Here is a 12485-nt window from a genome sequence, read left to right as displayed (position 1 = left end):
CTCCTCGGCCGCTTGGTCCGGCCGTCCTTCGGCCAGGTGGGCGGCGGAGACGACGAGCGCTGCGCGGCTTGTCGCCCAGGGGGAGGCCACGGCGGTGGAGACGGCCGGGTCCGTCGCCTCGGCAGCGGCTCCCGCCTTGCCCCTGACCAACAGGAGGCGAGCCGTGACGAGGGCTCGTCCCGCAGCCGACACAGGGTCGTGTGCTCCTGGTGGGAGCGGCGCCTCATCGAGGAGGGCCCGTGCCCGGCCCAGCTCATGGCGGTCGACGGCCACGGCTGCGAGGACCAACTGGCCGATGCCTGAGCCGGAAGGCTGGGGAACGCCGTCCCGCTCCGCCTGGGACACCGCCGCCAAGGCCTTGCGCTCCGCCCGGCCGAGCCAGCCGTCCAGGTAGTCGAGCAGGGCCAGGTGCTCCATCGAGTCCTGCCGGGGAAGGACGGTAGAGGCTCCGCCGGGGGCGCCGGCCGCCGTGGTCAGGGCAGCTCTCGCGTCCTCGAAGTGCCCGGCCCACAGGCGGGCCGAGCCCAGATGGGTCAGCAGCAGAGCGGTGAGTTCAGGATGCTTGTCCAGGAGGTGTGCCGGGACCTCATGGACCAGTCCGTCGGCCGCTTCAGCGGCCTTCTCGGCCAGTGAGGGACATCCGGTCAGCCGACCGGCCAGTGCCTCGAGCAGCGCACAGCTCAGCTGGGCGGCCGCCAGGTCGGGCGTGTCGTCGGCCAGACGCTTCTCGGCGTTGCGCAGGCGGGTCATGCCGCGTTCCAGGTCGTACCCGGAGAGGTTGCGGGCCGCGCGCACGAGGTCGGAAGCCGGACTCCTGGCCTCGGGCCCCATGTGAGAGAACAACTGGGTCAGGTCACCCGAGCGCAGGCTGGTGAAGAGCTGCCCGATCGCCAGGTCGTCGACGAGGGCCCCGGCGGCGAAATCCCAGTCGCCCGCAGCGGCGCCATGGGCGAGCGTCTCCGGCAGGAATCCGGAACGGCGCAGCCACCGCGCCGCCCTCAGGTGGAGTTCCGGCTCCAGGCCGGGCAGGCGCTGGCGCAGATGTGCCCGGAGTATCTCCCGGAACAGGGGATGGAGCTGATACCACGAGTGCCCCAAGGGCTCGACGAACGCATTGTCGCGGTGCAGCGCGGCGAGAATGGGCTCGGCATCGGTCCGGAGTGTCAGCGCGTTGGCCAGCTCGGGACAGAAACGCTCCAGGACGCTGACACGCAGCAGGAGATCCTGCGTTTCCTCCGGCTGTCCCTTCAGGACCTCGGCCAGCAGGAAGTCCGCGACCGTACTGCGGTCCGCCTCGAAATCCTTCAGGTAGAGCTCCGGATCGGCGCTGTCCAGAGCGGCCAGGGCGGACAGCCGCAGGCCGGCCGCCCAGCCCCGGGTCCGGTCCACCAGGGCGCGCGCGGCGCTGACCGGAAGGCTCAGACCGTGCAGCTCCAGCAGTGCGACGGTCTCCTCCGGCGTGAAGGCAAGCTCAGCGGCGCGGATCTCCGTCAGCTCGCCGGCCGCCCGGTACCGATGCAACGGAAGCAACGGTTCGGTGCGGGTGACGAGGACGAGGTGCAGCCCCCGACCGGCATGATGCAGGACGAACTCGAGCTGCTCAGCGACATCCGGAGCGGTCACACGGTCGTACTCGTCGAGTACGAGGACCAGGGGCCGGTCGCGATCGTTGAGCTCGGCAGCGAGCGTTGCCAGCAGCCTGCGGTCCACCCGGTCGGCGTCCGCGGGAGCCACCACCGCGTCGGAAAGCGGCCCGTCGCAAGCACGCATGGCCTGAAGAACGTACGCCCAGAACACCCCCGGACGCAGCGCCCCGGCCTCAGCCGTGAGCCAGGCCACCGGCTGCCGCAGTCCGGCGGCCCAGTGCGCTGCCAGCACGGTCTTGCCGGCCCCGGCCGCGCCGTTGATCACTGTCAACGGCGTCCGGAGAGCCTGATCGAGATGGTCGATGAGCCGCTGCCGCCGCAGAAACGTGACCGGCCTCGCGGGAAGGGCGAATCGGGCCCGCAGGAAGGGGTCTCCGACAGGGTCGGCGTACGGCACGGCCGGAACGGTCGGGCCCCTGGCATGGTCAGAGAAATCAGCCACAGCGCTCACCACCTGCCGGCAGCGTCACTTTCATAGCGCCTCCCGTCCCAGCATCCCAGTCCTCCTGCCCCGGCGCACGGGACACCGGCCCCTGGCGCTCTCACCAGCCAGTACGTCGCCACGCCCCGAGTCACAGGAGCCGCTGCGCGCCGACGGGGTTCGGCAGCTGTGAGTGAAGCGGCACGCACCATCGAGCCGCTCACCAGCCTCCTGACCGCCATGATCGGACTCGGCGGCTTGCGGCCGCCGTGCCCCTTCCCGGAACCCCGGCAGCAGACGACTCCGCAGACGCCTTGCCCAGGTGAGGTCGGCGCGCTCAGGCCGGAAGCGGACCGCCGGGTAGTTCGGGACGGAAGGCGTGAAGCGCGTCCCCACCCGGCTGGATGATGCCGTAACTGCTCTCCGGTACCTCGTTCCAGGCTCCGGGGAGAGCGCCCAGCGGTTCGGAGACGACGAGGCGGGTCTCGTCCGAAATATCCCGCAGGAACGAGGCCTCCGGGTGCAGCGCGCGCAGAGAGTCCACCTTGGTGCTGTAGTACAGCGACCGGGAGCGGCCCTCGCTGGAATAGCGAAAGGCCCACACTCGTTCGCCGTCGGCGACCGCGATGGTCATCTGCAACGGGTAAGGGACGTCGTGCGCGTGCCCCGTCTTCTCGATCAGGCCCGCCATACGCGCCACGGCACCGGGCGGATCCTCCGCCAGGCCGAAGGTGAGAGCCAGGAAGAACATGAGCTCGGAGTCGGTGGAACCCTCGATGTCCGGGTACAGAGCCGGATCGACGGCCAGGACCAAGTCACGCCGGAACCGGTGGAATCCGCTGATCATCCCGTTGTGCATCCACATCCAGCGACCGTGCCGGAAGGGGTGGCAGTTGGTCTGCTGCACGGCCGTTCCGGTCGAGGCCCTGATGTGCCCGAAGAACAGACCCGACCGGACATGGTGGGCGACCTCCTGCAGATTGCGGTTGTTCCAAGCAGGGCCCACGTCCCGCAGAACCGCGGGAGTGGTTGTGTCCTGCGTGTACCAACCGACGCCGAAGCCGTCACCGTTGGTCGTCTCCACACCCAAACGGGAATGCAGGCTCTGGTCGATCAAGGAGTGTTCCGGCTCGAACAGGACCTGGCTGAGAAAGACAGGTGTACCCGTGTATGCGATCCAGCGGCACATCTCGGATTCCTCCGTTCTCGTAGTCAGAGGCATCAAGAGACCACGGCGGGGGCCGGATGCGGCGTTCCGCCGACCCGGGCCGGACGGAATGTCACCAGTATCGCTTACACACGTCCCTGGCACCTGGGTCGCGGCCGAGCGCGAGGCGTACGCCGCCTCCGGGCGGACGAGTTCAGGACGAGTACGGCCTTCGCAGGCTGCGCTTGTACGATGCCCGGGCGTCGTGCTCGGCCCCTCTCGCGGACAGCGGTGTCCCGGAGCGCGTCCTGCCCGGTGGGCGGGTCGCGCCGACGTCACGACGACCGACAAGTGGTACGTGAAGCCGGACGTGGAGGACCTTCGCCCGGCGGCGGAAGCGTGGGGCGGCCCGGCGAGCGTCCTACCCCCCGCCCGTAAGAAATTGTGAGATGTGGGAGCGTGAGCAGGGTGAGCAAGACGACGACTGAAACCCTGCAATACCGCGTCGACGGGCCGGAAGACGCGCCGATCCTGGTCCTGGGCCCCTCCCTCGGCACCACATGGCACATGTGGGACCGGCAGATCGCCGAGCTCTCCGAGCGGTGGCGGGTGATCCGGTACGACCTGCCCGGCCACGGCGGCGCGCCCGCGTACCCCGCCGCGTCCGTCGGTGACCTCGCGGAGCGGCTGCTCGCCACCCTGGACCAGCTCGGTGTGCAGCGGTTCGGCTACGCCGGCTGCTCGGTCGGCGGCGCCGTGGGCATCGAGCTGGCGCTGCGCCACCCGCAGCGCGTGGCCGCCCTGGCGCTCGTCGCGGCGTCCCCCCGGTTCGGCACCGCTGACGAGTTCCGCCGGCGTGGTGTCGTCGTCCGCACCAACGGGCTCGACCCGATCGCCCGCAGCGCGCCCGAGCGTTGGTTCACTCCGGCGTTCGCCGCCGCCCAGCCGGCCATCGTCGAGTGGGCCGTCCAGATGGTCCGCACCACCGACCCCGGCTGCTACATCGCCGCGTGCGAGGCGCTGGCCGCGTTCGACGTCCGTGCCGGTCTCGGCCGTATCCAGGTCCCCACCCTCGTCGTGGTCGGCTCCGAGGACCAGGTCACCGGGCCCGCGGAGGCCCGCACCCTGGTCGCCGGGATACCGGACGCCCGGCTCGCGCTCGTCCCCGGCGCCTCCCACCTGGCGCCGGTCGAGCAGCCCGCCGCCGTGACGGATCTGCTCGCCCACCACTTCGCCACCGCCTGGCACGACACGCTCGCGGCCATCCCTGCCCCGTCGGCTCCTGTGACCTCGCCGCCAGTCGCGCCGGTCGCCGAGATCGCGCCCGCCGCCACGGAGCAGCCGCAGGCCACGGGGCCGGGCAGGCCCGACCCGTACCAGGCGGGGATGAAGGTGCGCCGTGAGGTGCTCGGCGACGCGCACGTCGACGACGTGCTGGCCGACGGCGACGACTTCACCGGCGACTTCCAGGAGCTGATCACCCGCTTCGCCTGGGGCGAGGTGTGGACCCGTGACGGCCTGGACAGACGCATGCGCAGCTGTGTGACGCTGACCGCGCTGGTCGCCGGGGGGCATCTGGACGAGCTGGCCTCGCACACCAGGGCGGCGCTGCGCAACGGCCTGACCCCCTCGGAGATCAGGGAGATCCTGATCCACACGGCCGTCTACTGCGGCGTCCCCGCGGCGAACTCCGCTTTCCGGGTGGCGCAGGCGGTGATACAGGAGGAGACGACGCCCCGGGCGTAGCAGGATGTCGGCATGAGGCTCACCAAGCGGATCCACGCCTGTGTCCAGCTCGAGAAGGACGGGCGGCGTCTGGTCATCGACCCCGGCGGGTTCAGCGAGCAGGACGCCGCCGTCGGGGCCGACGTCCTGCTCGTCACGCACGAGCACCCCGACCACTTCGACGAGGGCAGACTGCGGGCGGCGCTCGAGGCGAACCCGTCCGCCCGGCTGTGGACCCTGCGCAGCGTCGCCGAGCGGCTGTCCGCGGCGTTCCCCGGGCGGGTGAGCACCGTGGGGCACGGCGACACCTTCACCGCGGCGGGCTTCGACGTCCAGGTGCACGGCGAGCTGCACGCGGTGATCCACCCGGACATCCCACGGATCACCAATGTCGGCTACCTGGTGGACGGATCCGTCTTCCACCCGGGCGACGCGCTCACCGTCCCCGGCCGGCCGGTGGACACGCTGATGCTGCCGGTCCACGCCCCGTGGAACAAGATCTCCGAGGTCATCGACTACGTCCGCGATGTGGCGCCGCGCCGCGCCGTCGATGTCCATGACGCCCTGCTCACGGACCTCGCCCGGCCCATCTACGACCGGCAGATCGGCGAGCTCGGCGGCGCCGGGCACGAGCGCCTGGCCGCCGGGCAGACGCTGGAGCTGTGAGGGTCACGCGGCGGGGTCGGACGACTGTCACACCCCGCCGTTAGGCTTTGGGTCATGCGTATCGCCACGTGGAACGTCAACTCGATCACCGCCCGGCTGCCCCGGCTGCTGGCCTGGCTGGAGAGCAGCGGCACGGACGTGCTGTGCCTCCAGGAGACCAAGTGCACCGAGGAGCAGTTCCCCGCAGCGGAGCTCCGTGAGCTCGGCTACGAGTCCGCGGTCAACGCCTCCGGCAGGTGGAACGGCGTGGCGGTGATCTCCCGGGTGGGCCTCGACGACGTCGTCCGCGGGCTGCCCGGCGCCCCGGACTACGAGGGCGTGCAGGAGCCGAGGGCGATCTCCGCCACCTGCGGCCCCGCCCGCGTCTGGTCGGTCTATGTGCCCAACGGCCGCGAGGTCGCCCATGACCACTACGGCTACAAGCTGCGCTGGCTGGAGGCGTTGTCCGTCGCGGTGACCGAGGACGCCGCCGCCGGGCGTCCGTTCGCCGTCCTCGGCGACTTCAACATCGCCCCGACCGACGACGACGTGTGGGACCCGTCCTTCTTCGACGGCATGACGCATGTGACGCCGCCCGAGCGCGCGGCCCTGGAGGCACTGCGCAAGCGCGGACTGGCCGATGTGGTGCCGCGCCCGCTGAAGTACGAGCACCCGTTCACCTACTGGGACTACCGCCAGCTCTGCTTCCCCAAGAACCGCGGCATGCGCATCGACCTGGTCTACGGCAACGAGCCCTTCACCACGGCGGTCAAGGACAGCTTCGTCGACCGCGAGGAGCGCAAGGGCAAGGGCGCCTCCGACCATGCGCCGGTCGTTGTCGATCTCGACATCTGACGTTGGTTGACGCGCGCCCTGTGGTGCATTCGGGTGCAGGGATGCGAGGCTTTGCGGTATGAACATCCCCTTCTTGGATCACTGGCTGGGACGCCACGGCGAAAGGGACAAGGGCGATGCGGCCGCCGGGCACGACCCGGAGCGTGCGGCGGCCATCACCGAGCTGCTGTCGGAGTGCGAACTGCTGCGTTCCAGGGCGGCCCAGGACGGACTCGAACTGGACGACTCCCCGGGGTCGTTGAGCGCGCTGGACCAGCTTCCGCCGCGCTGGCGCGACGATCCGGAGGAGCTTCCCTGGCTGGGGAACGACGCGGGCCTCTACCTCGGCACGGTGATCGTGCGCACCGTGCCCGGGGCCGCCTGGCACATCTGGCCGGGCGGCCATCCGGTGGTGCGGCTCGCCTCCGGGCGGGAGATCGGTGTGGTCGAGGCCGGTGTGGAGTGGGCGTTCAACGGGGCTCCCGAGCTGTCACAGGTGTACGCGGAGGCGTCGGAAGCCTAGATTCCGTATTAGTACGGCTTTTGGTCCGCCTGTGCGTGTCGGTTGTGGACCCCCTCGGCGGCCCGGTTAGTTTGCGCTGGCCACGACACACAGCTGAGAGTGGGTAGAGCAGCGTATGGCCGTCGATCCGTTGATCGAGCTGCGCGAGGTCAACAAGCACTTCGGGCAGTTGCACGTACTCCGGGACATCCACCTCACCGTCGGCCGCGGGGAGGTGGTGGTGGTCATCGGCCCGTCGGGCTCCGGGAAGTCGACGCTCTGCCGGGTCATCAACCGGCTGGAGACCGTCGAGTCGGGCGACATCCTGATCGACGGACAGCCGCTGCCCGCGGAGGGCCGCGAGCTCGCGAAGCTCCGGGCGGACGTCGGCATGGTCTTCCAGTCGTTCAACCTCTTCGCGCACAAGACCGTGCTGGCCAATGTCTCGCTCGGCCCGGTCAAGGCCCGCGGCCGCAAGAGGGAGGAGGCGGACCGCCGATCCCGTGAACTGCTCGAACGGGTCGGGCTCGCCGACCAGGCGGACAAGTACCCCGCCCAGCTCTCCGGCGGCCAGCAGCAGCGCGTGGCCATCGCCCGCGCACTCGCCATGGACCCCAAGGTCATGCTCTTCGACGAACCGACCTCGGCCCTCGACCCGGAAATGATCAACGAGGTGCTGGAGGTGATGCAGCAACTCGCCGCCGAGGGGATGACCATGGTCGTCGTCACCCATGAGATGGGCTTCGCCCGCTCCGCCGCGAACCGCGTCGTCTTCATGGCCGACGGCCGCATCATCGAGGACCGCTCCCCGGACGACTTCTTCACGCGTCCGGAGACCGACCGCGCCAAGGACTTCCTCTCCAAGATCCTCAAGCACTGATGCGGCCGCCCGCACCGATGGGGCCGTTCACGGAACACAGGGAACACCGGTCGGGACCCGCCCGCACGGCGCGAGGAGATGCCGCGTGCGGGCGGGCTCGACCGGGAACGCCGCTGCCGAAGGCACCCCGAGCCCCGTGGCGGGCGCGAGCGGGCCGGTGCGGTGGCGCATGGAGCACCACTCGGCCCCTGCCTGAATGAGGGGCCCAGCCGGCAGCGGCCGGTGATCACTTCTGCTGCAGCGGGACCGAGAGGTACGACGGGTCGGCCGCGGGCGAGGAGAAGGTCAGCTGCGCGCCGGTCGGGTTGTGCTCGATGTAGAGCGGGTCGACGGTGTCGACGACCACGGCGAGACGGTGGCCGGCCGGTACGTCGTAGGCGGTGGAGTACAACTCCAGGTCGACGGCGAACGGCTGACCAGGCGTCCTGCCGTGGAACGTGTACGGCGCGCTTGCGACCAGCTTGCCGAGGCCGAGCGGGCCCACGTCGTAGAGGTACGCGACGAGGGTGCCGCTCCCCTTGGTGCTCGTGACCGTGGTGTGCAGCTTCGCGGTGCCGCGCACCCGCTGCTCCGTCCGGTACCACTCGGACTGCCACACCGCCGCGAAGGAGCGCGGCAGCAGCGGGATCGACGCCATCGGTGGCAGCTGGGCGAACTGGTCGAGCATGCTGGAGAGGAAGATGAGCCCGCCGTTCGCACCGGAGTCGACGCCCGTCCGGATGCTCTGCGCCCCGCCGAGTGCGATCTTCTTCCGGTCCGCGCCCACCGACTTCCAGTCGGGGTACGACTCCACGGTGCCGCCCGTGCGCGTCCGGATGCGTACGGGCGGCTCGCGGTCCACGCCGTTGTCGGCGCCCTTGAGGTGGTGGTCCAGCCACCGGTGGGCGCTGGTCCAGGTGTCGTTGGGCAGCCCGAGCAGTCCGGTGCCCTCCGCGGTGGCGTGGTCGCCGGGGCGGAACTCCAGCCGCTTGGGGCCGTTGAGCCGCTCGTAGAAGTCGGCGTACTGGTTGGGCGGGAAGAGCGAGTCGCCCCACGCGTTGCCGAGCATGATCGCGGCGCCGTTGGCGTTGATCTCGTCGAGGTAGGTGGCGGGGGAGCGCTTGCGCCCCCACTCGATCATCTCCTGCTCCTTGGACAGATCCGAGGTCAGGAAGGCGGTCATGATCCCTTGGAGTTCGGCGCTGGGGCGGCCCGTGAGATGGCCGGCGCCGCTGAGGAGGGCGGCGGCCTGCAGGTGCTGCGTGCGGCCGCTGTAGATGGAGTCGATGAGGTCCGCCCAGCCGCTGAGCGCGGCAACCGCCTTGATGCGCTTGTCCTTCGCGGAGGCCAGCAGGCTGATGCCGGCTCCGTAGGAGACGCCCGCCATGCCCACCCTGTCCGGGTCGGCCGGGGTGTTGGCCAGTGCCCAGTCGATCACCCTGGACGCGTCGGCGATGTCGGGCGGTCCGGCCGTCTCGATCTCGCCGCCGGACTGCCAGAAGCCGCGGGAGTTGTAACTCACCACCACATAGCCGGAGTCGGCGAGCTTCTTCGCCTGGGCGAGGTACTCGATCTGCGGCATCGCCCAGCTGGTCGGCAGTACGACGACGGGGTACGTCCGCCGGCCGTCGGCGCCGGCGGGTGTGACGACGTTGGCCTTCAGCACGATCCCGCCGTCCCCCTCGATGTCGACGAAGCGGACGTCGGGGGAGGCGGTGGCGGCGCTGTTCCACAGGGCCGGGGCCGGGGCGGCCGGGAGGGCGTCGGGGGCCGCTGCGGTGGCGGAACCGGCGAGCAGTGCGGCGGAGACCGTACCGATGGCGGTGGTGCGCAGAGCCTTGCGAGGAAGTCCCACAGATCACTCCTGACTCATCTGTCCCAACGAAGTGACCCGACGGTAAGGTCGCGGAGCTACCTGAGGTAACTCCCCAGTAAGTTACGCCACCGTAACAATTATTGGACGTCGTGTCAGCGGGCGGCGCGGCAGTCGCCGAAGGGACCGGCTCGAACAGGCGTCTGCGGCACCGCTAACATGCGCGCCCATGACTGACGACGTACGCAACATCGTGCTCGGTGTGGTGGCCGCGGGAATCAGTGCGGCGATCGGCTGGCTCGCCCGCACCTACCTATGGCGCCGCCGACTGCGGCGCAAGCAGGGGTTCTTCGGCCTGCCCGGGAATTCGGAGTCCTTGCTCGTCGTCAACCGCGAGGCGGGCCGCGACGGTTCGGTGCACCGCTTCGACGTCTTCGCCCTTCTGGAACTGTCCGCGCTCATCAAGGACTGCGGGGCGAACGCCCAGATCGTCTGGCACGACACGGCACAGCAGGGTTTCGGTGAGCGCACCGAGTTCTGCGTGGGCGGGCCGGTGTCCAACCGCCGTATGGCGGCACACCTGCACTCCATGCTGCCCGGGGTGAAGGTGAACACCGACGCCGAACCGGGGCCGGACCAGGGCGCGTTCCAGATCGGCTCCGAGCGCTACCGCATGGAGCCCGGCGCGGCGGAGTACGTGCTGCTCGCGCGGCTGACCGCGGGGGAGGACGCCCGGCCCGTGTTCCTCTTCTGCGGGCAGCGCGCCATCACCAACCAGGCGGCCACCCGCTACCTGGCCCGGCACCACGAGAAGCTCGCCCGCAAGCACGGCAACGGTTCCTTCTGCCTGCTGCTCAAGGTGGTCAACTCGCAGGCGTACGGCCCCGATGTGGTCGAGCTCGTGGCCGATGTGACGCGGGCGGCCCGGACCGCGGTACCGCAGGCACGCAGCTCGCACCGGGCGGCCGGCTGAGCCGGCGACGCGCCCGCAGGCACCCGGGACTCCCGCCCCGTGAACCGTTACGCTGCGCCGACACCGGCTGACTGGAGGTACGAATGCGTCGCTCCACCGCACGGAAGGTCTCGGTCGTGGCCCTTGCCGCGGCCGTCGTCTCGATCGGCGCCGCAGCCCCGCCCACGCCCCGTACCGCCCCTCCCACGGCACCACCCGCCAAAACCCCGGTGGCCGTCGGCCACGGCGGGGCGGTCGCGAGCGTCGACGCCGACGCCTCGGCGGCTGGTATCGAGGTGCTCCGTAACGGCGGCAACGCCGTTGACGCGGCGGTGGCGACCGCCGCGGCGCTCGGCGTGACGGAGCCGTACTCCGCCGGCATCGGCGGCGGTGGCTACTTCGTCCACTACGACGCCAGGACCCGTACGGTGCACACCGTCGACGGCCGGGAGACCGCCCCGCGTTCGGCCGACGCCTCCCTCTTCCTGGAGAACGGCACGCCCGTACCGTTCGCGGAAGCCGTGACCAGCGGCCTCGGCGTCGGCACGCCCGGCACCCCCGCCACCTGGGACACCGCGCTCGAGGAGTGGGGCAGCCGGCCGCTGGGCGAGCTGCTGAAGCCCGCGGAGCGCCTGGCGGAGCACGGGTTCACCGTCGACGAGACCTTCCGTTCGCAGACCGCGGCCAACGAGGCGCGCTTCCGTGACTTCCCCGCCTCCGCCGAGCTGTTCCTGCCCGACGGGCGTCTCCCGGTCGTCGGATCGGTCATCAGGAACCCCGACCTGGCCCGCACCTACAAGGAACTCGGCAGAAAGGGCGCCGGGGCGCTCTACGAAGGCCCCCTCGCCAGGGACATCGTCGAAACCGTGCGCAACCCACCGGTCGACGAGGACGCCACGCGGGTGGTCCGGCCCGGAGACCTGACACAGCGCGACCTGCGGGCGTACGAGACGGTGCGCCGCGAACCGGCGAAGGTGTCGTACCGGGGCCTCAACGTCTACGGCATGCCCCCCTCCTCCTCGGGCGGTACCAGCGTCGGCGAGGCGCTCAACATCCTGGAGCGCACCGACCTGTCGGACATCTCGGAGGAGCGGTATCTGCACCGGTTCATCGAGGCGAGCCGCATCGTGTTCGCGGACCGCGGGCGGTGGGTCGGCGACCCGGCGTTCGAGGACGTGCCGACCGCCGGTCTGCTGTCCCAGCGCTTCGCCGACTCGCGCGAGTGCCTGATCAAGGACGGCTCGGTGCTCACCAGTCCGCTGGCACCGGGCGACCCGCGCCGGCCGGAGCGCTGCGGGTCGGCGGGAGCGGCGGCCCCGACGACGTACGAGGGGGAGAACACCACCCATCTGACGACCGCCGACAAGTGGGGCAACGTCGTCGCCTACACGCTCACCATCGAGCAGACCGGCGGCAGCGGCATCACCGTCCCCGGGCGCGGATTCCTGCTCAACAACGAGCTGACCGACTTCTCCTTCCGGCCGGCCGACCCCGCGGTCCACGACCCGAACCTGCCCGGCCCGGGCAAGCGGCCGCGTTCGTCCATCTCGCCCACGATCGTGCTGGACCACCACGGCCGTCCCGTGCTGGCGCTCGGCTCACCGGGCGGCGCGACCATCATCACGACGGTCCTGCAGACCCTGACGGGCCATCTGGACCGTGGCCTGCCGCTGGTGGACGCGATCGCCGCGCCCCGGGCCAGCCAGCGCAACCAGCCGACGACCGAGCTGGAACCGGCCCTGTGGAACAGCCCGCTGAGGCAGCGTCTCGAGGCGATCGGGCACGAGTTCCGGCTGAACCAGGAGATCGGCGCCGCCACGGGTGTCCAACGGCTGCCGGACGGCCGGTGGCTCGCGGCGGCGGAGAAGCAACGGCGCGGCGGCGGCTCCGCGATGGTGGTCCGCCCGTCCCGCTGACGAAGCGCGGGACACGCCGGTGGGT

General features: G+C 70.9%; 10 protein-coding genes. 7 read left to right on the top strand and 3 right to left on the bottom strand.

What is annotated here, in order from left to right:
• Both ACWGH4_RS00930 and ACWGH4_RS00925 read right to left on the bottom strand, forming a co-directional pair.
• The coding region (locus ACWGH4_RS00930) for an AAA family ATPase (protein ID WP_453454177.1) at nt 1–2088 on the bottom strand (2088 nt) is incomplete at its 3' end.
• Between the two features lie 316 nt (nt 2089–2404).
• Nucleotides 2405–3256 (bottom strand): class II glutamine amidotransferase, encoded by an 852-nt coding sequence (locus tag ACWGH4_RS00925; RefSeq protein WP_453454175.1) that lies wholly within the window; start codon nt 3254–3256, stop codon nt 2405–2407.
• A gap of 426 nt (nt 3257–3682) precedes the next feature.
• Here ACWGH4_RS00925 and pcaDC point away from each other — a divergent pair, with 426 nt between their 5' ends.
• The 5 genes from pcaDC to ACWGH4_RS00900 all read left to right on the top strand — a co-directional run bounded on the left by pcaDC (nt 3683) and on the right by ACWGH4_RS00900 (nt 7800).
• On the top strand, nt 3683–4960 hold the full coding sequence (gene pcaDC / locus ACWGH4_RS00920; RefSeq protein ID WP_453454173.1) for a bifunctional 3-oxoadipate enol-lactonase/4-carboxymuconolactone decarboxylase PcaDC: 1278 nt from the start codon (nt 3683–3685) through the stop codon (nt 4958–4960).
• A 12-nt stretch (nt 4961–4972) separates the two neighbouring features.
• A complete protein-coding gene (locus ACWGH4_RS00915) occupies nt 4973–5605 on the top strand; it encodes an MBL fold metallo-hydrolase (RefSeq protein WP_189464430.1) in 633 nt (210 codons plus the stop codon).
• A 54-nt stretch (nt 5606–5659) separates the two neighbouring features.
• The gene (locus ACWGH4_RS00910; protein WP_441261612.1) at nt 5660–6439 is read left to right on the top strand and encodes an exodeoxyribonuclease III; all 780 of its coding nucleotides are present in this window, start codon (nt 5660–5662) and stop codon (nt 6437–6439) included.
• 58 nt (nt 6440–6497) lie between these two features.
• On the top strand, nt 6498–6941 hold the full coding sequence (locus ACWGH4_RS00905) for a DUF6278 family protein (RefSeq protein ID WP_441261613.1): 444 nt from the start codon (nt 6498–6500) through the stop codon (nt 6939–6941).
• Between the two features lie 115 nt (nt 6942–7056).
• Complete coding sequence (locus tag ACWGH4_RS00900; protein WP_453454170.1) at nt 7057–7800, top strand: amino acid ABC transporter ATP-binding protein; 744 nt, start codon at nt 7057–7059, stop codon at nt 7798–7800.
• Nucleotides 7801–8026: 226 nt separating this feature from the next.
• On the opposite strand, the gene ACWGH4_RS00895 is transcribed toward ACWGH4_RS00900, so the two are convergent.
• Nucleotides 8027–9634, bottom strand: a complete 1608-nt coding sequence (locus ACWGH4_RS00895; RefSeq protein WP_453454168.1) for a CocE/NonD family hydrolase — start codon at nt 9632–9634, stop codon at nt 8027–8029.
• Nucleotides 9635–9821: 187 nt separating this feature from the next.
• Between ACWGH4_RS00895 and ACWGH4_RS00890 the strand changes: the two genes are divergently transcribed.
• Nucleotides 9822–10565: a hypothetical protein gene (locus ACWGH4_RS00890; protein WP_441261616.1), complete on the top strand. Its 744-nt coding sequence runs from the start codon at nt 9822–9824 to the stop codon at nt 10563–10565.
• Nucleotides 10566–10648: 83 nt separating this feature from the next.
• Nucleotides 10649–12460 (top strand): gamma-glutamyltransferase, encoded by a 1812-nt coding sequence (gene ggt, locus ACWGH4_RS00885; RefSeq protein ID WP_453454165.1) that lies wholly within the window; start codon nt 10649–10651, stop codon nt 12458–12460.
• Nucleotides 12461–12485 lie beyond the last annotated feature (25 nt).

It is taken from the genome of Streptomyces sp. NPDC054847 (assembly GCF_053610925.1).
The sequence above is the reverse complement of the archived record's forward strand: the minus strand, read 5'-3'. Positions and strand labels throughout refer to the sequence as shown.

Coding starts and splice junctions, on each gene's coding strand:
- ACWGH4_RS00925 (WP_453454175.1), bottom strand. CDS start 3,256: ATGTGCCGCTGGATCGCATACACGGGTACACCTGTCTTTCTCAGCCAG.
- ACWGH4_RS00915 (WP_189464430.1), top strand. CDS start 4,973: ATGAGGCTCACCAAGCGGATCCACGCCTGTGTCCAGCTCGAGAAGGAC.
- ACWGH4_RS00910 (WP_441261612.1), top strand. CDS start 5,660: ATGCGTATCGCCACGTGGAACGTCAACTCGATCACCGCCCGGCTGCCC.
- ACWGH4_RS00905 (WP_441261613.1), top strand. CDS start 6,498: ATGAACATCCCCTTCTTGGATCACTGGCTGGGACGCCACGGCGAAAGG.
- ACWGH4_RS00900 (WP_453454170.1), top strand. CDS start 7,057: ATGGCCGTCGATCCGTTGATCGAGCTGCGCGAGGTCAACAAGCACTTC.
- ACWGH4_RS00890 (WP_441261616.1), top strand. CDS start 9,822: ATGACTGACGACGTACGCAACATCGTGCTCGGTGTGGTGGCCGCGGGA.
- ggt (WP_453454165.1), top strand. CDS start 10,649: ATGCGTCGCTCCACCGCACGGAAGGTCTCGGTCGTGGCCCTTGCCGCG.